The sequence below is a fragment of the Burkholderia humptydooensis genome, from assembly GCF_001513745.1.
GTDB classification, from domain to species: Bacteria; Pseudomonadota; Gammaproteobacteria; order Burkholderiales; family Burkholderiaceae; genus Burkholderia; species Burkholderia humptydooensis.
This window is the reverse complement of the sequence record NZ_CP013380.1, coordinates 3581324-3600736: the sequence shown is the minus strand read 5'-3', so window position 1 is coordinate 3600736 and position 19413 is coordinate 3581324. Positions and strand designations below refer to the sequence as shown.

At 69.7% G+C, this 19413-nt stretch carries 13 protein-coding genes; 8 read left to right on the top strand and 5 right to left on the bottom strand.

The features are described 5' to 3' along the window. Positions 1 to 9 precede the first annotated feature (9 nt). From AQ610_RS16000 to AQ610_RS15980, 5 genes are all read left to right on the top strand, one after another. Entirely contained in the window at positions 10 to 4101 is a 4092-nt protein-coding gene (locus tag AQ610_RS16000) for a TOMM system kinase/cyclase fusion protein (protein ID WP_043282003.1), read from the top strand. Beyond that, positions 4098 to 4460: a BMA_0021/BMA_0022 family TOMM bacteriocin gene (locus AQ610_RS15995; protein ID WP_015601332.1), complete on the top strand. Its 363-nt coding sequence runs from the start codon at positions 4098 to 4100 to the stop codon at positions 4458 to 4460. Before AQ610_RS16000 ends, AQ610_RS15995 begins: the two co-directional genes overlap by 4 nt. A gap of 1 nt (position 4461) precedes the next feature. Beyond that, positions 4462 to 4824 carry a BMA_0021/BMA_0022 family TOMM bacteriocin gene (locus tag AQ610_RS15990; protein ID WP_006024523.1) on the top strand — a complete coding sequence of 121 codons (363 nt, stop codon included), beginning with the start codon at positions 4462 to 4464 and terminating at the stop codon, positions 4822 to 4824. 94 nt (positions 4825 to 4918) lie between these two features. Continuing rightward, positions 4919 to 7195: a TOMM precursor leader peptide-binding protein gene (locus tag AQ610_RS15985; RefSeq protein ID WP_006024524.1), complete on the top strand. Its 2277-nt coding sequence runs from the start codon at positions 4919 to 4921 to the stop codon at positions 7193 to 7195. A gap of 534 nt (positions 7196 to 7729) precedes the next feature. Next, complete coding sequence (locus AQ610_RS15980) at positions 7730 to 10060, top strand: putative bifunctional diguanylate cyclase/phosphodiesterase (RefSeq protein WP_045554872.1); 2331 nt, start codon at positions 7730 to 7732, stop codon at positions 10058 to 10060. 25 nt (positions 10061 to 10085) lie between these two features. Here the strand turns inward: AQ610_RS15980 and AQ610_RS15975 are convergent, their stop codons facing one another. The 5 genes from AQ610_RS15975 to AQ610_RS33825 form a co-directional block, all read right to left on the bottom strand. Beyond that, a complete protein-coding gene (locus tag AQ610_RS15975; protein ID WP_006024526.1) occupies positions 10086 to 11354 on the bottom strand; it encodes a flippase in 1269 nt (422 codons plus the stop codon). 61 nt (positions 11355 to 11415) lie between these two features. Next, the gene (locus tag AQ610_RS15970) at positions 11416 to 12612 is read right to left on the bottom strand and encodes a glycosyltransferase family 4 protein (RefSeq protein ID WP_006024527.1); all 1197 of its coding nucleotides are present in this window, start codon (positions 12610 to 12612) and stop codon (positions 11416 to 11418) included. 33 nt (positions 12613 to 12645) lie between these two features. Next, positions 12646 to 14238, bottom strand: coding sequence for a mannose-1-phosphate guanylyltransferase/mannose-6-phosphate isomerase (locus AQ610_RS15965; RefSeq protein ID WP_006024528.1), 1593 nt, complete (start codon positions 14236 to 14238; stop codon positions 12646 to 12648). Further along, the gene (locus AQ610_RS15960; protein ID WP_009911218.1) at positions 14235 to 14867 is read right to left on the bottom strand and encodes a GNAT family N-acetyltransferase; all 633 of its coding nucleotides are present in this window, start codon (positions 14865 to 14867) and stop codon (positions 14235 to 14237) included. The genes AQ610_RS15965 and AQ610_RS15960 overlap by 4 nt, the downstream gene beginning before the upstream one ends. Then, the gene (locus tag AQ610_RS33825; RefSeq protein WP_162486752.1) at positions 14834 to 15226 is read right to left on the bottom strand and encodes a hypothetical protein; all 393 of its coding nucleotides are present in this window, start codon (positions 15224 to 15226) and stop codon (positions 14834 to 14836) included. The genes AQ610_RS15960 and AQ610_RS33825 overlap by 34 nt, the downstream gene beginning before the upstream one ends. An 18-nt stretch (positions 15227 to 15244) precedes the next feature. On the opposite strand from AQ610_RS33825, the gene AQ610_RS15955 reads away from it, so the two are divergent. The 3 genes from AQ610_RS15955 to AQ610_RS15945 all read left to right on the top strand — a co-directional run bounded on the left by AQ610_RS15955 (position 15245) and on the right by AQ610_RS15945 (position 19379). Further along, positions 15245 to 16489 carry a glycosyltransferase family 4 protein gene (locus AQ610_RS15955; RefSeq protein ID WP_009911220.1) on the top strand — a complete coding sequence of 415 codons (1245 nt, stop codon included), beginning with the start codon at positions 15245 to 15247 and terminating at the stop codon, positions 16487 to 16489. A gap of 27 nt (positions 16490 to 16516) precedes the next feature. Next, the gene (locus AQ610_RS15950) at positions 16517 to 17230 is read left to right on the top strand and encodes a phosphatase PAP2 family protein (RefSeq protein ID WP_006024531.1); all 714 of its coding nucleotides are present in this window, start codon (positions 16517 to 16519) and stop codon (positions 17228 to 17230) included. A 760-nt stretch (positions 17231 to 17990) separates the two neighbouring features. Continuing rightward, positions 17991 to 19379 (top strand): sigma-54 dependent transcriptional regulator, encoded by a 1389-nt coding sequence (locus AQ610_RS15945; RefSeq protein ID WP_009911221.1) that lies wholly within the window; start codon positions 17991 to 17993, stop codon positions 19377 to 19379. The last annotated feature ends 34 nt before the right edge of the window (positions 19380 to 19413 follow it).

Here is a 19413-nt window from a genome sequence, read left to right as displayed (position 1 = left end):
CGGCGCTACATGTCTGCTCCCGTTCTGGCTGAACGCGCGCGCACCGGCAATCGCCGTTTGCCGCGCGCGCTTGCGCCGCTGCTGCCCGGCGACGGCGACGAACTGCAAGGCGAGCATCGCTACCGGCTCGGCGCCGTGCTCGGCGAAGGCGGCGCGGGCCAGGTGCACGAAGCGATCCGGCTCGACACGTCGCAGCGCGTCGCGATCAAGCTGCTGCGCGAGGACGCGCCGAGCGGCGCGCGCGAGCGCACCCGGCTGCGCGCGCGCTTTCGCCGCGAGATGGCGCTGTGCGCGCGGCTGTCGCATCCGCACGTCGTCGCGCTGCTCGACAGCGGAGAGACGCCGGACGGCCTGCTGTTCGCCGTGTTCGAGCACGTCGCGGGCCGCACGTTGCGCGCGCTGCTCGCGGCCGACGGCGCGCTGCCCGCCGAGACGACGGGCACGCTGATGGCGCAGGTGCTCGACGGTCTTGCGCACGCGCATGCGAACGGCGTCGTGCATCGCGACCTGAAGCCGCAGAACGTGATGGTGACGACGCTCGACGGCGAGCCGTGCGCGAAGATCCTCGACTTCGGGATCGGCGCGCTGCTGCCCGATGCGCACGCGGCCGACGAGCTGACGCTCACCGCGACGGCCGAGGTGCTCGGCTCGCCGCAGTATTGCGCGCCGGAGCAGTTGCGCGGCGAGCCGCCGACGGCGAAGAGCGATTTCTACGCGTGGGGCCTGATGGTGATCGAGTGCCTGACCGGGCACCCGGTGATGCAGGGCGCGAGCATCGCGGACGTCCTGTATCAGCATCTGAGCCCCGTCGACGTCGCGCTGCCGCCCGCGATCGCCGCGCACCCGCTCGGCGACGTGCTGCGCGATGCGCTGAACAAGGACCCCCGGCAGCGCGCGGAATCCGCGCAGGCGCTCGCGGGCCGGTTTCGCGCGATCCACTTTCCGGCGCTCGTCGGCGGCCTGCGCTACGGGCGGCGCGCGCAGGCGGAGCCGGGCGCCGCGTATCGCGAGCCGGGCAGGACGATCGCGCTCGACGCGCCCGTCGGGCGCCGGCAGGTCACGGCGCTTTGCTGCCGCGTCGCGATCGTCGCGACCGGCGCGCAGCCGGACGACGCGGCGGCGGCGGAGGAAGCGCTCGACGCCTACCATGCGCAGTGGCTCACGCGCTGCTCGGACATCGCGGTGCGCTACGGCGGCCACGTCGCGGGCGCGCTCGGCGACACGCTGCTGTTCTACTTCGGCTACCCGGAAGGCATCGATCGTCCCGCGCAGCGCGCGTGTCGCGCGGCGCTCGAAATGACGCGGCATGCGGGGCCGCCGACGGGCGCGCCGCGCTCGTCCGCCTACGACAACGACGACGACGACGGCGCGCGTGCGCCCGCGCCCGCGCCCGCGTGGCGGATCGAGATCGCGGGCGCGATCCACGTCGGCACCGCGCTCGCGAACGCGCGCGGCGCGTCTGGCGGCGCGATCGCGAGCGCGGCGGTCGGCCTGCAGCGCATCGCGCCGCCGGGCGGCATTCTGCTGAGCGACGAGGCGGCGCGCGCGCTCGAGCGCCACGTCGACGCCGCGGCGACGCCGCTCGTGTTCGCCGCGCCCGGCGCCGCGCCGCAGCCGGTGCGCGAGCTGCTCGGCGAGCGCTACGAGCGCGGGCCGTTCGAATCGCTCGAGCTTGGCGACGCGGCGCCCATCGTTGGCCGCGACCGCGAGCAGGCGGCGCTCGCGCGCGCGTGGCGCGATGCGATGCGCGCGGCGGGGGGCGGCACGCGCGGGCGGCGGCGCGCGACGCTCATCGTCGGCGAGCCGGGCATCGGCAAGTCGCGGCTCGTGCATGCGCTGCGCGAGATGGTGCGCGCGCAGCGCGGCGCGTGCGCGGCGTGCGTGTGCCTGCCCGAGCAGACGAACCATGCGCTCTTTCCGATCCTGCGCTTCGTGCGCGCGCACTGGCAGCTCGACGCGGGCGATCCGCACGCGCTCGACCGGATGCTCGAAGCGTTCGACGGCGATCGCGCGTCCGCGCGCGCGACGCTCGCCGCGTGGCTCGGCCTGCCGGGCGGCGCGGATACGCTGCGCTGGTCGGGCGCGCGGCAGCAGCAGGCGCTCTTCGACGTGCTGTGCCAACTGCTCGGCTCGCTCGGCGGCGGTGGCCCGGTGCTGCTGATCGTCGACGACGTGCAATGGTGCGACAGCGCGACGGGTGATTTTCTCGACGCGCTCGCGCGTCATCCGGCGTGCGCGGCGGTGTGCGCCGTGCTGACGTCGCGGCCGGAGCAGCTCGAGCGCTGGCGGCGCGGCACCGAGCGGCTGATGCTGCGCCGCCTGCCGGCCGCCGCGACGCGCAATCTGATCGTGTCGCTGATGCCCGACGCGGGCGCGGACCGCGCGGCGCTCGACTTCCTCGTGAAGCGCACGGGCGGCGTGCCGCTGTATGTCGAGGAAACGATCCGCGCGCTCGCCGAGGGCGGCGTCGTGCCGACGGCGAGCGGACGTCTGCCGGATCTCGCGGAAGCGGGGCGCTGCCCGCTGCCGGGCAGCCTGCGCGAGACGCTCGAGCTTGCGCTCGAACGCGCGGACGACGCGCTCGACACCGTGCAGCTCGCCGCGACGATCGGCCTCGAAGTCGACGCGCGGCTGCTCGCCGATGCGTCGCCGCACGCGGGCGCGGAACTCGACGACCGGTTGCGGCGGCTGCTCGAAGGCCGCGTGCTGTACGCGCAGCACCGGATCGGCGGCGCGACGTACGTGTTCCGCCACGCATTGCTGCGCGAGGCCGCATACGAATCGATGCCGGCCGCGATGCGCCGCGAGCACCACCGGCGCGTCGCGCACGCGCTGCTCGCGCGCGCCGCGGCCGGCGATCCGGCGGCGCGCTCGGCGAACATCGCCGACCATTTCGCGCGCGCGCACGCGTTCGCCGACGCGGTGCCGCACGGCATCGAGGCCGCGCGCCACGCGCTCGCTCGCGCGCTGCACGACGACGCGATCCGCTACGCGAGCGCGGTGCGCGGCTGGCTGCTGCATTGCGACTATCCGGGGCAGCAGGAGGACGCCGTCTCGATCGACCTGACGCTCGCGCACGCGCAGATGGCGCGCGACGGCTGGGGCGATCCGCGCGTGCGCGAGCATACCGACCGCGTGCTGGCGCGCGTCGGCGAGCTGAGCGACGCGAAGGCGGCCGCGAGCGCGTTGTGGACGGTCGCGGTGTATCACCACGTCGCCGGCGATCGCGAGGCGGTGCGCCGTATCGGCGCGCAACTGTCGGCGCTCGCGCGCGCGTCGGCGCGCGCCGATCTCGGCGTCGCGGCCGATACGCTGCGCGGCATGGCGCTCTGGATCGACGGCCACTACACGCCCGCGCTCGACGCGTTCGACGCGGCGCTCGCCGCGTACGACCCGCGCCGCGACGGCGATCATCGGCGCACGTTCGGCCTCGATACGCGCGCGTGGGCGCTGTCCGCGCGCGCGTGCGTGCTGTGGGGCATCGACGACGACGTCCCGCGCACGCTCGCGCTCGCGCACGACGCGGTTGAACTCGCGACCTGCAGCGATCATCTGCCGACGATCGGCCTGACGATGATGTATCTCGCGCGAATGCAGCAATGCGCGGGCGACCGCGACGGCGCGCGCACGACGTCGGACGCGGTGCTGCGGCTGTCGCGCTGCTACGGGCTCAACGCGGTCGAGCGCTACGCGGCCGTCCTGCATGCGTGGTGCGACGGCGATCGCGACGCGGCGCGCGCGAACGTCGACGCGCTGCGCGTGTCGGGATGCCTGCTCGGTCTCACGTATTACGTGTCGGTCGTCGCCGACATCGAAGCCGATCGCGGCGACGCGCGCGCCGCGATCGCGACGCTCGACGAATGTCTCGCGCTCGCCGAATCGATGGACGAGCGCCATTACGTCGCGGAGCTGCTGCTCAAGAAGGCGCGCTGCGTGCGCGACGCGCACGGCCGCCGCGCGGCCGACGAGGTCGATGCGTTGTGCGCGCGGGCCGCCGCCGTCGCGCGGCAGAGCGGCATGGCTCGAATCGTGAAGAAAGCGCAGGCGGAGCTGCGCGAGCTGCAACGAGGACTCCGATCAACCACTGGAGAAGAGCAATGACAGACCGAAGCCCCAGTATTCCGACGTATGACCAGTTTCTCGAGTACCGCGCGGTGATCGTGCAGGCGATCGCGGCGGCGTGGCACGATCCCCAGTTTCGCAAGGATCTGATCGCGCATCCGGTCGACGCGCTGTACAAGCGTTTCGACTACCGGTTCCCGATGAAGATGCATCTGAAGGTGCACGACGACAGCGCGACGTGGACGCCGCTCACGAACGGCGGGTGGACGACGAAGGAGGTCAACGGCCTCGATCTCGTGCTGCCGCCGGCGCCGCCGCCGGAGCAGCGCGCGGCCGCGCTCGCCGCGTACAACGCGAGGCACATCAGTCTGTTTGGACCGGACCGCAAGGAGATCTGACATGGCCGACAACAACGCCGTCCCTACCCACCAATCGCTGCTCGAATTCCCTGAGGTCTATCTGCGCGCGATCGCGCTGTCGTGGGAGAACGAGGAATTCAAGCGGGATCTGCTCGCCGATCCGCTCGATGCGCTCGAACGCTATCTCGACTATCGCTGCCCGTGGATCCTGAATCTCAAGGTCGCCGAAGTCCCGGCGAGCGAGCCTCATTATGGCTGGGATGCCAAACGGCAGCGCTGGAATCTGCCCGCCAACACGTTGAGCGTCGGCATTCCGAAGCAGCCCGCGAACCTCGCCGAAGAAGGCATCGCGCTCGCCGCATACAACGACGCCGGGCCCGCCTATCTCTTCACCTGCTGCTGAGCCGTTCATACGGCGGCCTGCGGCGCGGCCCGGCCCATCGCGCGCGCGGGCCGGGCCGCGCATGTCAATCGCGGTATCCCTTACGGGGGGGACGATGCTCGACGACTTCTCGCGCGTGCTGCGTTTCAAGCCGCATCTGCTGGTGCGCGACGCCGGTTCCGGCGCGTTGTATGTGGTGGACGAATTCAGGCGCTCGGTGTTGCCGGGCGACGTGTTTCCCGCGCTCGCCGCGTGCATGCGCGAGCGCCTGACGATCGCGCAGACGTTCGCGGCGCTCGCCGCGCGGTTTTCTCAATGGGAGGTGCTCGCCGCGCTCGATCACCTCGTGCGGCGCGGCTACGTGCGCGCCGACGCGCCCGGCGAGCGCGACGCCGCCATCGGCTTCTATGAGCGCACGGGCGTCGACGGCGATGCGGCGTGCGAGCTCGCATCGCGGCTCTCGGTCGCCGTCGAGGCGTTCGGCGTGGACCCGCGCGCGCAGCTCGACGCATTCGCCGCGTGCGGCATCGGCGTCGCGCCCGACGTGCCGCTGACGGTCGCGCTCGTGGACAGCTACGAGCGCGCCGAATTGGTCGAGGCTGCCGAACGCGCGGCGGCGCGCGGCGGCGCGCTGCTCGTCGCCGTTCCCGATCGCGTGGAGCCGCTGCTGGGGCCGTTGCTCGGTGCGCCCGCGGCACCGGCACCGGCACCGGCGCGGGCGGCGGACGCCGATGCCGGCGCCGATGCGCCGCCCTGCATCGAATGCGTGCGCTACTGGACCGCGCTGAACCACCCGGTCGAGACGCTGCTCGCGCGCCTGCACGGCAGCGACGCGGCGCGCCTGCCGGGCGCGCATAGCCGCGCAAGCGCCGCCGCCGTTGCGGCCGTCGTCGCGTCGTTCGTCGAGCAGATCGCAGTGAATGCGCAGCGCCGCCGCCATGCGGGCGCGCACATCGTGTCGCTGCGCGTCGATACGCTTGCCACCGCCGCGCATCGCGTCGTGAGGCGGCCGCAGTGTCCGCGTTGCGGCAAGGCGGGATGGATGCGCGAGCAGGCCGAGCGCCCGGTGGCGCTTGCATCGGCGGATGCGGGCGCGCGCCGCGAAGGCGGCTATCGGACGCTCGCCGCCGCCGAGCTCTTCAAACGCTACGGACATCTGATTTCTCCGGTGAGCGGCCCGATTGCGTATCTGCATCCGATGCCCGGGCGCAACGCCGGCATGCGGCACGTCTATGTGGCGGGCTACCTGGTGTGCCCGCCGAGTGCGCCGCGCGAGAACCGTTTCGACAAGCTGTGCTCGGGCAAGGGCGCGAGCGACGCACAGGCGCGCGCAAGCGCGCTCGCCGAGGCGCTCGAACGCTTCAGCGGCGTGTATCAGGGCGACGAAGCGACGCTGCGCGGCAGCCTCGCGGAGCTTTCCGCGCACGCGCCGCCGGGCGGCGGGCCGATCGACGTCAACGCGCTGCAGCAATACAGCGATCGCCAGTTCGAGCGGCGCGAGCGCCACAACGCGACGACCGACGACCCGCGCAAGCAGGTGCCGCGGCGCTTCGCGCGCGACAGCGTGATCGACTGGACGCCCGCCTGGTCGATCGCGACGGGCGCGCGGCGGCTCGTGCCGCTTGCGTACTGCTATGCGGAAACGCCCGCGGCGAGCGGCACCGCGTATTGCATACACAACCCGAACGGCTGCGCGGCGGGCGCGTGCATCGAGGAGGCGATCCTGCAGGGCCTGCTCGAACTCGTCGAGCGCGATGCGGTCGCGATCTGGTGGTACAACATGCTGCGCCGGCCGGCCGTCGACATCGAAAGCTTCGGCGATCCGTACTTCGACGCGCTCGTCGCCGACTATGCATCGCTCGGCTGGCGCTTGTGGGCGCTCGACATCACGCACGACCTGCGCATTCCGGTGTTCGTCGCGCTGGCGCGAGAAACGGCGACAGGGCGCTACTCGATCGGCTTCGGCTGTCATCTTGACAGCCGGATCGCGTTACAGCGCGCGCTCACCGAAGTGAACCAACTGCTCGACGTCGGCGCGTCGGCGCCGCCGCCCTGGGATGTCGACAAGCTGCCGGGCGACGCATTCCTTCATCCCGATCCCGCGTTGCCGCCGACGCGTGCGCCTTCTCGGGCGTCGCACGGCGCCAGCGATCTGAAGGGCGACATCGAGGATTGCGTCGCGCGCTTGTCCGCGGCGGGCATCGATACGCTCGTCGTCGACAAGACGCGGCCCGACATCGGCCTGCCGGTCGTGCAGGTGATCGCGCCCGGCCTGTGCCACTTCTGGCCGCGCTTCGGCGCGCAGCGGCTGTATTCGGTGCCCGTCGCCGAGCGTTGGTGCGAGCGGCCGCGCGACGAGGACGAACTCAACCGCTCGCTGCTGTTCCTGTAGCGCGGGTCCGCCGCCGGGCTTGCGCGCGCCGCGCGAGGGCGCTTCACGCGGCGCTGCCCGACGAAGGCAGGCGGATCGTCGACTGGATCGATCCGGGTTATCGAAGCTGAATGCGGATGCGGCGATTGTTCTGATCAAAATCGTTCGCCGGATTGACTTCAAATATCAGGAATCAATTGATCCGGAGCGCCTGCATTCGGAATCGAAATTTGATGATTTGTGTTTTGAATTTCGATTTCGCTCGATTATGAACAGGCATGGGCAAGGACTAACCCGACGCTTCATTTTCATTCGATACATGCCGGAACGGCAAGCCTGAAACGCTTAGTCGTGAAAGGCGCGCGCCACGTAGGGCGCGCATCGATCCGAAATGAATTGCGTCATCCAGCCCACACACTCGCATCACGATGTCGTGGATGATCGAATCAGGTTGAATCGGCGCAAATCGGAATCGATTTGGCATCGGAATTTCGAATCGATTAATCGAATGCGCGCTCGAAATGTTCGCGGCTTATCGCTTTCGGTGATGCATCGATGGCTTCCGTCCCCAGTCGACTGTCTTGCGGACCGAGCGCGCTGGCGGCGGCCCTGCTCGGCGCGGCGCTGCTGTCCGCCGGGTTGCACGGCATCGCGCGCAGCCGCGCGCCGGTCGCGATCCCGACGAGCATCGGCGCGCGCTTGACAGGTTGCGCGTTCATTGCCGAGGGCGTCGGCGAGGCATCCGCCGAAGCGGCGCGCGGCGACGCGCCGCCGGACTTCGATGCGATCGAGCGCGTGTTCGGCCCGATCGGCATGCGCGAACGGCGCGCGCACGACGCGACGTGCACGGCGGATGCAAGCGTGGCGGACGCGCCGCACGCTGCGCAGAACACCACGCCGCGACTGTCCGAAGCGGGCGCCGCGGCGGTCCCACAATCGCAATCGTACCTGGACATGATCGATTCGACGTTTCGCGAACCGGCAGCCATCGTGCTTGCTTTGAGCCTGCTCGGCATGATCGCGCTCGCGCTGCTGCCCGTGTTCCGGATCAGGCGGCTCGCGCTTCGCCTCGGCGAAGCGGAGGGCGCGCTCGCGATGAGTGAAGCGCGAGCGCGCGCGGCGCTCGTCGCGGTCGGCGACGGCGTGATCTTCACCGGCCGGGCAGGGCGCGTCGAATGCCTGAATCCGGCGGCGGAGCGGCTGATCGGCATGCTCGCCGACGATTGCCGCGGCCGCCCGCTCGTGTCGGCGCTGCGGCTGTCGCGCACATGCGGCGATGCGGTCGGCTCGGCCGGTTCGTCAGGCGCGTCCGATTCGTTCTATTCGTTCGATGCATCCGGCTCGGCCGCATCGGCCGACGCGCCGCTCGGCGGTCTCGAGGACGGCGGCAGTTGCGACGCGACGCTGTACCGCGCCGACGGCGGCGCGATCGCCGTGCGCGCGACCGCGTCGTCGATCGCGCCGCCGTCCGGGCGAGCGCCGCGCGCGTGCGGCAGCGGCCGCGTGCTCGTGCTGAAGAGCCTCGCGACCGAGCACGATCTCGTGCGCCGCCTCGCGTGGCAGACGACGCACGATCCGCTCACCGGTCTGCCGAATCGCGCCGAGTTCGAACGCCACGTCGCTTTCGCGCGCGCGGCAAACGTGCGCAGGCCGGTCGCGCTGCTGTTCGTCGATCTCGATTGCTTCCGGATCGTCAACGACACGTGCGGCTATGCGGCGGGCGACGCGATGCTCGCCGCGCTCGCCGCGCGCCTCGTGTCGTGCGCGGCGTCGGCCGACGTCGTCGCGAGGCTCGGCGGCGACGAATTCTGCGTGCTGCTCGACGCGGGTGACGAAGCATCGGCCGTGTGCGCGGCGGAGCACCTGCGCGCGAGCGTCGACGGCTTCGTGTTCGTCTGGGACGGTCAGCCGTTCTCGGTGACGGCGAGCGTCGGCGTCGCGCTGCTCGGCGCGCCGGACCGCGCGCCGCGCGTCGAGGATGCGGTGCGTCTCGCCGGCATCGCGTGCGACGTCGCGAAGGCGCGCGGACGCAACCGCGTGCAACTGGCCGATCCGCACGATCGCGCGCTCGCGCACCACATCAGCGACGTGTCGTGGTGCGCGCGCGTGAGGCAGGCGCTCGAATACGACGATTTCTGCCTGTACGTGCAGCCGATCATCGATACCGCGACACAGGGCGCGACCGGCCTGCCACGCGCGAACCGGGGCGAGCTGCTGCTGCGGATGGGCTCGCTCGGCGAGCGCGAAGGCGTTGCGCCGCCCGGCCTTTTCATTCGCGCGGCCGAGCGCTACGGGCTCGTGACGGATATCGACCGCTGGGTCGTGCGCACGGTGCTCGACGCGCTCGCGCGCACGCGCAGCCGGCGCTTCAGCGAATACGCGATCAATCTTTCGGGGATCTCGATCGGCGACGAGCGTTTCCTCGATTACGTGCTCGAACAGTTCGCGCGGACGCGCGTCGCGCCCGCGCTGATCTGTTTCGAGATCACCGAGACGGCCGCGATCGCGAACCTGGCCGGCGCGCTGCGCTTCATGCACGAACTGAGGGCGCTCGGCTGCCGGTTCGCGCTCGACGATTTCGGCTCCGGGATGGCGTCGCTCAGCTATCTGAGGCAACTGCCCGTCGAGTACCTGAAGATCGATGGCAGCTTCGTGACGGGCATCGCGAACGACGCCGCGAGACTCGACATCGTCGCGTCGATCAACGACATCGGGCATGCGATGAATTGCAAGACGATTGCAGAGTACGTCGACAGCGCGGCGACGCTGCGCAAGCTCGCCGCGCTCGGCGTCGATTATGCGCAGGGCTATTACATCGGGCGGCCCGTGCCGTGGCGCGAGGCGCCGCGTTTGCAGGCGCGAGCGGTTATCGTGCGCTGGTTGTAGATTGCCGATTGCCAGCCGATGGCCGTCACCCGCGGGACGCGGGACGCGGCGCAGGCCGCGCGAAGATCGACACGCGCTTGCGATACAGCACGTATGCGAGCGTCGCGGCAACCGCGGTCTCCGCGATCAGCACGGCGGCCGCCGCGCCCTGCTCGGCGAAGAACTTCGCGAGCAGCGGCAGCAGCGCGACGTTCAGCACGCCGGATGAAATCAGCACGCGGCTGAATGCGCTCTTCATGCCGAGCGGCAGCATCGTCTGCACGCCGAACAGGTCGGTCATGCCGGCCATGAACGGAATGAACGCCATGCAGCGCAGCACGCCGACGGTCGGCTCATAGGTCGGGCCGTACAGGATGTGCACGGCGAGCGGCGCGAGCGCGAAGATCGCGAGCGAGATCGCGAGCACCAGGGCGCCCTGCACGACGAGCAGCTTGCGCAGGAACGACATCGCGTCCTCGCGCGCGTGATGCATCAGATAGCTGACGTGCGGATATGCGGCCGCCTTCAGCGGCTGCAGCAGGCTGATCGCCGAGCGGATCAGCTTGTCGCCCGCGGCGAAGTAGCCCGCCGCGACGTTGCCCGACACGAAGCCGAGCAGCACGGTGTTCGTCGACGCATAGAACGCGACCGACGTCGACGCGAGAAACACCTGCCATCCGCCCTTGAGCGACGCGGCGACGTCGGCCGCGCCGATGCGCACGAACGCCACTTCGCGCCGCGCGATCAGATAGCCGAACACGAGCGCGCCGCACACGAGCGGCACGGCCGCGTTGATCGCGACCGCGTCGATCAGGTCGGCGGGCGAGCGCACGAACAGATACATCGCCGGCACGCTGAGCGCGCGGCACGCGAACAGCGTGACGCTGTAGATGCGCAGCTTCTGGATGCCCTGGAAATACCAGCCGGGCGTGAGCGCGGCGCCCACCGTCATGCCGAAGCCGATCACGAGCAGCGTGCGGTCAATCGCGAACCGGCCGATCGCGAACGTGAGCGCGAGCAGGATCGCGAAGCCGGCCACCGTGATCGCGGCCTGCGCGGCGAAGGTCGCCCAGAAGATCTTCGAGCGCGCGGCGAGATCGTCGTGCGCGAGCGCGACGCGCGGCGTCGCGGTCAGATCGAAACTGTAGTTCGTGAAATTGATGAAGTACGTGATGACGGCGAGCACGAACGACAACTGCCCGTATGCCTCGGGGCCGAGCACGCGCGTGAGGAGCGGCAGCGTGACGAGCGGCACGACATAGGTCGAGATCTGCAGCGTCATCAGCAGCAGGAAGTTCTTGCGAACGGTCGTCATGCGTGGCCTTCGCGTCGCATGGGCGACATCGTGCCGCGCGCGGCGAGGTGAACCGGATCGATCAATCGCATTGCGGCGCGAGTTCCCGTGCTTCGTCGGCGCTCAGTTGCAGCAGCGCGGCCAGGCGTTCGGCGTAATGCTGCCGCGTGTAGAGCGACCAGTCGTAACGGCGCCGCGGGTCGCGCAGATGCGCGCGCAACGCGTCGAGCGCGTGTGCGAGGCTCGCGTCGTTGCGCGCGTAGCGGATCTTGTTGCCGATCTCGTCGCCGAAGCTCGACAGGCTGCCGACGTCGTGGACGAGCACGGGCAGCCCGATCATCGCCGCCTCGACGATCACGAGCGGCGCGTTTTCCGCCCACACCGACGGCAGCACGAGCGCATCGTGCTCGCGCAGCGCGACGAAGAGCCGCGCGTGATCGAGCCGGCCGGCGAAGCGCAACCGGCCGGCCGCGATCAGATCCGCGTACTTGTGCTCGAGCATCGCGCGCTGAGCGCCGTCGCCGTACACGGTCACGCTCGCGATGCGCTCGAAGCGCGACGCGTTCGCGAGTTCGAGAAATTCGTCGAGGCCCTTTTCCGGATCGATGCGGCCGACGAACGCGAGATCGAGCCGCTCGCGGTCCGCGCATTTCGGCTCGCGCGGCGCGAGCGCGGTGCTGACCGGGTTGTGCAGCAGCGCGGTGCGCGCGATGCCGCGCTGCGCGAGCGCGTCGCGCATGTACGGGCTTGGGCAGAGCAGCAGATCGAACGCGTCGGCGGGCTGCACGAGCGCGTCGATCGCGTGCCAGTGCAGCTTCTTGATCGCGTCGTGCAGCGCACCGCGCGGGCTCGATCGCTCGAAGAGCCGAGCGCCGCGCGCGAGCGCGTCGAGCGGCAGCGGCGTCGCGCGGCCGCGCGGGTAGGTCAGCAGGTTCGGGTTGTAGAAGACGAGATGGTAGTCGTGGCACGTGAGGTACGCGCGGCAGCCCGTGCGCCGCTTGTAGCGCGCGATCGCCGGCACGACGGAAGGCGACAGCAGGTTGTGATAGTTGTGCACGAGCACGCGCTGCGGCGCCTCGCGTTCGAGCGCGGCCGCGAGCGCGCGCGCGGCGGGCGCATTCCACGCGCGCGCCGCGCCGCTCGCAGCCCCTTCGAACGCGCGCTCGTCGAACGTCGCGACTTCGACGCCCGGCTGCGCGCGCAGGACGTCGACCGATGTCCGGTAGACCTCTTCGGCGCCGCCCTTGCGGGCGAAATCGTTGATGACGAGTACTTTCATGCGAAACGGCGCGGGCGGGTCCGCCCGCGCTTCTCAGTGCTCGCCGAGCGCGCGCGCAGGCTCGGCGGATGGCGCGAGCCCGGCCTCGGCCGGCTTCGCCGCATCGGGCGCGGGTTGCGCGCTCGCGCGGCCGTAACGGTCGTCGAAGCGAACGATGTCGTCTTCGCCGAGATAGTCGCCCGATTGAACCTCGATGATCTCGAGCGCAATCTTGCCCGGGTTCTCCAGGCGGTGAACCGCGCCGACCGCGATGTACGTCGATTCGTTCTCGCTCAGCAGGAACGTCTCGTCGCCGCGCGTGACCTTGGCGGTGCCGCGCACGACGATCCAGTGCTCGGCGCGGTGATAGTGCATCTGCAGCGACAACTGCTTGCCCGGATCGACGACGATCCGCTTCACCTGGAAGCGCTCGCCGCGATCGATCGAATCGTAGTAGCCCCACGGGCGCTGCACCTTGCGGTGATCGCGCACCTGATCGTGCTGGCCGGACTTCAGGCGCGCGACGACGGTCTTCACGTCCTGCACGCGATGCTTGTTCGCGACGAGCACGGCATCCGGCGTCTCGACGACGACCACGTCCTTGAGCCCGACGCACGCGACGAGCCGGCCTTCGGAGCGCGCGAAGCTGTCTTCGGTGCCTTCGAACAGCACGTCGCCGCGCGCGACGTTGCCCGCTTCGTCCTTCGGCAGCAGTTCCCAGATCGCATCCCACGAGCCGACGTCGGACCAGCCGGCCGCGAGCGGCACGATCACGCCCGGGATGCCGAGCGAGCGCGCGCCCGTCAGGCGCTCCATCACCGCGTAGTCGATCGAATCGGACGGGCACCCGGCGAATGCCGCCGCATCCGCCCTGAAGAACGCTCCGTCGTTCGCGCCGTTGCGCCACGCCGCTTCGCAGGCCGCGTGCATGTCCGGCTGCAGCGCGCGGATCGCCGCGAGCCACGTCGATGCGCGCACGACGAAGATGCCGCTGTTCCACCAGTAGTCGCCGGATTGCAGGTATTGCTGCGCGAGTTCCTGGTGCGGTTTCTCGACGAAGCTGTCGATCGCGTGGCCGCCTTCGGCACCGGTCGAGTCCGCAAGCGGCGCGCCGACCTTGATATAGCCGTAGCCCGTTTCCGCGCGGCGCGGCAGCACGCCGAGCGTGACGATCGCGCCGTCCTGCGCGTAGCGCGCCGCCTGCGCGACCGTGTCCTGGAACGCGCGCGCATCGGACACCGCATGATCGGCGGGCATCGCCGCGAGCACGGGGTCGTCGTGATGCGCGAGCGCTTCGAGCGCGGCGAGCGTGAGCGCGGGCGCCGTGTTGCGTGCGTCCGGCTCGAGCAGGATGCGCGCGTTCAGGCCGCGCGCGCTCACTTGCGCGGCGCTCGTGAAGCGATGCTGCTCGCCGCAGACGAGCAGCAGCGTGTCGGCGAGCTCGGCGTTCGCGATGCCCGTGAGGCGGCGCGCGGTTGCGGACAGCGGCGATTCGTCGGCGATCAGGTCGATCAGTTGTTTCGGATGGTGCTCGCGCGACAGCGGCCAGAGGCGTGTGCCGGAGCCGCCCGCGAGAATCACGGGCAGGATGCGCGGCAACGCGTCGCGCGGCGCGGTGGAAGTGGGGTTCGTGGCGAGATCGGTCATCGGTTCATTCCGGAATCGGCCGGCAGCCGGCCGGCGAACGCGTAGCGCTCGCCTTCGGTGGTGGATTCGGCATCGGCCTGGCGCGCCTTGCGCGCCGCGGTCGCGGCGACGGCGCTCGCATTCGGCGCGGTGCCGACGAGATCGAGCAGATTGCGCACGGCCTCCGACGGGCTGCTCGCCGCGCGCAGCATGCCGACGTAAGGCGCGCCATGCTCGAGATACGGCCCGTCGACCTTGCGGAAACCGAAGCGGTTGTAGAAGCCTTCGTGTTGGGCGGGCGCCTGCACGCGCACCGGCGCATCCGGCCAGCGCGCGTGCGCGGCCGCCAGCACGTGCTCGATCAGCGCGTCGATCGTGCGATCGTCGCGATGCGCGGCGCTCGTCAGGATCTTGTCGATGGTCGTTTCGGGGTCGATGTCGTCACCGGGCAGCAGGCGCGCGTATGCGGCGATCGACGGCTGCTCGCCGCGCTTGTCGGCGGCGAACACGTGGATCGCGAATTCGTCCTTGCCGTCGATGTCGAGATGCGTGTGCGCATCCTCGACGACGAGGACTGCGTTGCGTGCGCGAAGGATCATGTAAAGCTCGTTCGAACTCAGATGCCTGAATTCGCAGCATGTCCAGTCCATGATGGAGATTCCTCGTTTCTGGGCCGCGTGCCGCGTCGTGCGGCGCGGGTTTGGTGCGCCGCGACATGAGAGATGTTTCCGATGCGGCCTATGGTCGCAAAGATACGAGCGGACCCTGGGCCGTTCTGTTCGAAAGCGTACCGTGCGCGTGACGAGCGAAGCGCGGCGTGCGGCGCGCCGCCGATGTGTGCGGCGCACACGAGCCGCGGCGTCGATCCTTGCGTAATGTGCGCTCGCGCACATAGGGCGTGCGTGCTTGTTCGGATAATGGCCGCGATGCGATGACGACGCGCCACCGTGCCACTCGCGACGCTCGCTGACGACGCAACCCGCGTTCGATCCGACGCGCCCAAGCGCACATCGAAAGGACTTTCTGTTTGAAGGTAGCAATCGTTCACGACTGGCTGGTGGTGTATGGCGGCGCGGAGCGTGTGCTCGCGCAGATGATCGACTGCTTTCCGCAGGCCGACATCTACAGCCTCGTCGATTTTCTCGACGACCGCTCATGCCTGCGCGGCCGGCCGGTGCATACGTCGTTCATCCAGACATTGCCGTTCGCGCGCAGCAAATACCGCAGCTATCTGCCGCTTTTCCCGTTCGCGATCGAGCAGTTCGATCTGTCCGGCTACGACCTGATCCTGTCGAGCTCGTATGCGGTGGCGAAGGGCGTGCTGAACGGCCCGGACCAGTTGCACGCGAGCTACGTGCATTCGCCCGTGCGTTACGCGTGGGATCTGCAGCATCAATACCTGAACGAGGCGGGGCTCGCGCGCGGCGTGAAGTCGGCGCTCGCGCGCACGCTGCTGCACTACATTCGCAACTGGGATGCGCGCTCCGCGAACGGGGTCGATCTGCTCGCGGCGAATTCGCGCTTCGTCGCGCGACGCATTCGCAAGACGTATCGGCGCGACGCGACGGTCATCTATCCGCCCGTCGACGTCGATCATCTCGCGCTGCGCGACACGAAGGACGACTTCTACCTGACGGCGTCGCGCCTCGTGCCGTACAAGCGGATCGATCTGATCGTCGAGGCGTTTTCGCACATGCCGTCGCGCCGGCTCATCGTGATCGGCGACGGGCCGGAGGCGGCGAAGATCCGCTCGCTCGCGGGCCCGAACGTCACGCTGCTCGGCTACCAGCCGTTCGACGTGCTGCACGACCATCTGCAGCGCGCGAAAGCGTTCGTGTTCGCCGCGGAAGAGGATTTCGGCATCTCGCCCGTCGAAGCGCAGGCGTGCGGCACGCCCGTGATCGCGTACGGCAAGGGCGGCGTCTGCGAATCGGTGCGTGCGACGGGCGCGGCGCCGACGGGCCTCTTCTATGCGAAGCAGACATGCGGCGCGCTGATCGATGCGATCGACTGGTTCGAGGCGCTGCCGGCGGGCACGTTCGATCCGCATGCGTGCCGCGCGAACGCGGAGCGGTTCAGCGCGGCGCGGTTCCGCTCGGCGTTCTCGCGCTTCGTGCTCGAGGGCTACGCCGCGTTGCAGGCGGAACTGGGCGAGACGATGCGGGACGCGCCGCTCGAATCGCGCGTCGCGGCGGGCGACGCGCCCGCCGAACGCGATGCGACGACGGTGCCGCACGGCGCTTCCCGGAACGAAACGCTCGCGCGCATCTAAGCGCGGGCGTCTCTTCGATCTGACGTGATGCGATTACTCTTTCTGCTGACCAATTTCGGCGATCCGATTCTCACCGCGCCGCTCGCCTTCGCGGTGTTGAGCTGGCTCGCGGCGACCGGCCGCCGTCGCGCCGCGCTCGCCTGGGCGTTCGGCTTCGCTTGCGCGGCGGGCGTGGTCGCGATGACGAAATTCGTCTACGCGGGCTGGGGAATCGGCATCGCCGCCTGGCGCTTCACCGGCGTGAGCGGGCACACGATGCTCGGCGCGGCGGTGTATCCGCTCGTTGCGGCGATCTGCGTGCGCGATGCGCATGTGCGGCGCGCGATCGCGGCGGGGCTCGCGTTCGCGCTCGCGATCGGCATGTCACGCGTGCTGCTCGGCTTTCATTCGTGGTCCGAGATCGTGACCGGCTGGCTGCTTGGTGCGGCTGTCGCGGTGTCGACGGCGAGATGTCTGCGCGGCACCAGCGGCATGCAGGCGGGCAGCGCGCATGCGGCTCGGAATGTTCCGATGTCGCGGCGTGAGTGCGGCATCGGCATCGCGCATCCGCGTGCAAGTGCAAGTGCCGTTGCTGCGCGGCGCGCGGCGCGCGTTTCGCGATCGACGATCCTGTTCGCCGCGGTGGCCTGCACGATCGCCGTGTCGTGCTACGGGCGCAGCGCGCCCGTGAGCGCGTGGATCTCGCATGCGGCGCCGAAGGTCGCTGAATGGAGCCGCGTCTGGCTCGACGATGCGCGCTGACCCCGAGGGACTCGTTCAAGCGATGTAGACGAACCGCGTCTTGGACGCTGACGCAAGCATTCGACGAATTCGACCCGGCGAATCGCACACGCGTCTTATCTCAATAATGCCGGGCAGGAAACGGCCGGTCTGGAGGATTTGTTTCATTCATACACAAACATTACGGCGCGGCTGCGCGACAATGACTAAACAGGGTGAAAATGTCCAATACGAACCGTGGCGGTTGCCCAATAAATGGTCAACGATGGTCAAATCACGGGCGGGAATTCGATGGCAAAAGAGCGTGAATGGTAGAGTGACTTCGACAGTCCGCTTCTTGAGCGCGACGCAGTAAGCGCAGTAAAGCCATCCTGAGAGAGCGAGGTGAAAAAGATCGCGCGGCGTGCCGCGCAATCCGACCGGACGAGTTCAACGAGCCCGGCGACGCGGGCGATTCGACGCGTGTCGCGGCTGTCGGAGCGGACCTTGCGCCGCTTGTCCGAGGCTGCTTGCCGATCTCGCGGCGCGCCGCATGTGCAGAAACGCGGCCGATACGATACGTCGCCGCTTTCTTTGCGAAATCTAACCTTCAATCAGAGACCAGCGAGGCATCTCACGTGCGCTCCCGAACGATACGAGCGGGCGCGTCCCGGCATCGTGTACGGGCGGGGCGCGACACCCTCCCATCTCGCGCTGCATTGCCGGTAGGCAGACGATCGTCGGCTTTCGCCCATACACGAATTCGTCGAGTCACACAGTCAGTTCATGATCGGAGGCGCCAATGACGACTAGCGCGATCATCGGAGGTCTCTCCCGGGGATCTATCCGACAGCGACCATTGATTTACTGGACGCATCAGCCATCGACGCTGCTGCGCAAGGAGCTCGCGCGCCGCGAGTGGAAGATCTCCGTCGTCACGAACGCGAACCAGGTGCGCATGACGGCGGGCGAGGTTACGGGCGGCATTCTCGATCTGAGCGCCGTGTCGATCGACGAGATGAACGCGGTCGCGGCCGTCTGTGCGTCGCTGCGCAACGTCGCGTGGGTCGCGCTCGTCGAAGCGCATCAGGCGAGCGCGCCGGACGTGCGCACGCTGCTGCGCGATTACTGCTTCGACTACATCACGCTGCCTGCGTCGCATCAGCGGATCGCGGACGCGGTCGGCCATGCGTACGGGATGGAGTGCCTGTTCGCGCCGAGCACGGCGCCCATCGCGTCCGCCGATCAGGGGATGATCGGCACCTGCGACGCGATGCTGCAACTGTTCGACGCGGTGCGCCGGATCGCGCGCACCGACGCGCCCGTGCTCGTGTCGGGCGAGACGGGCACCGGCAAGGAGCTCACGGCGGCCGCGATCCATCAGCATTCCGCGCGCCGCGCGGGCCCGTTCGTCGCGGTGAACTGCGGCGCGATTCCGCCGCATTTGCTGCAATCCGAACTGTTCGGCTACGAGCGCGGCGCGTTCACCGGCGCGACCACGCGCAAGATCGGCCATGTCGAATCGGCCAACGGCGGCACGCTGCTGCTCGACGAGATCGGCGATCTGCCGCTCGAAAGCCAGGCGAGCCTGCTGCGCTTCCTGCAGGAGCGCACGATCCATCGGCTGGGCGGCAGCGAGCCGGTGCCCGTCGACGTGCGCATCGTGTCGGCAACCCACGTCGATCTGCGCGGCGCGATGACCGAAGGGCGCTTTCGCGCGGACCTGTATCACCGGCTGTGCGTGCTGCGCGTCGATCAGCCGCCGCTGCGCGCGCGCGGCAAGGACATCGAACTGCTCGCGCGGCACATGCTCGAGCGCTTTCGCGCCGACGCGCGGCACCGCGTGCGCGGCTTCTCGACCGATGCGATCTCGGCGCTCTACAAGCACGACTGGCCGGGCAACGTGCGCGAGCTCATCAATCGCGTGCGCCGCGCGCTCGTAATGGCGGAAGGGCGGCTCGTCACCGCGCACGATCTCGAGCTCGACCATTGCACCGAGGTCGCGCCGCTGTCAGTGGCCGCGATTCGCAAATCGATCGAGCGGGAAGTGATCGAGCTCGCGCTGCTGCGCAATCGCGGGCGCCTCGCGGGCACCGCGCGCGAGCTCGGCATCTCGCGCGCGACGCTGTATCGATGGATGCAGGCATACGGCATCGAGCGTCCGCGCAGCGCTGCAACGTCGACCAATTGAAACGCCGGCGCGTCGCGGCGAAAGCGGCGCGCGA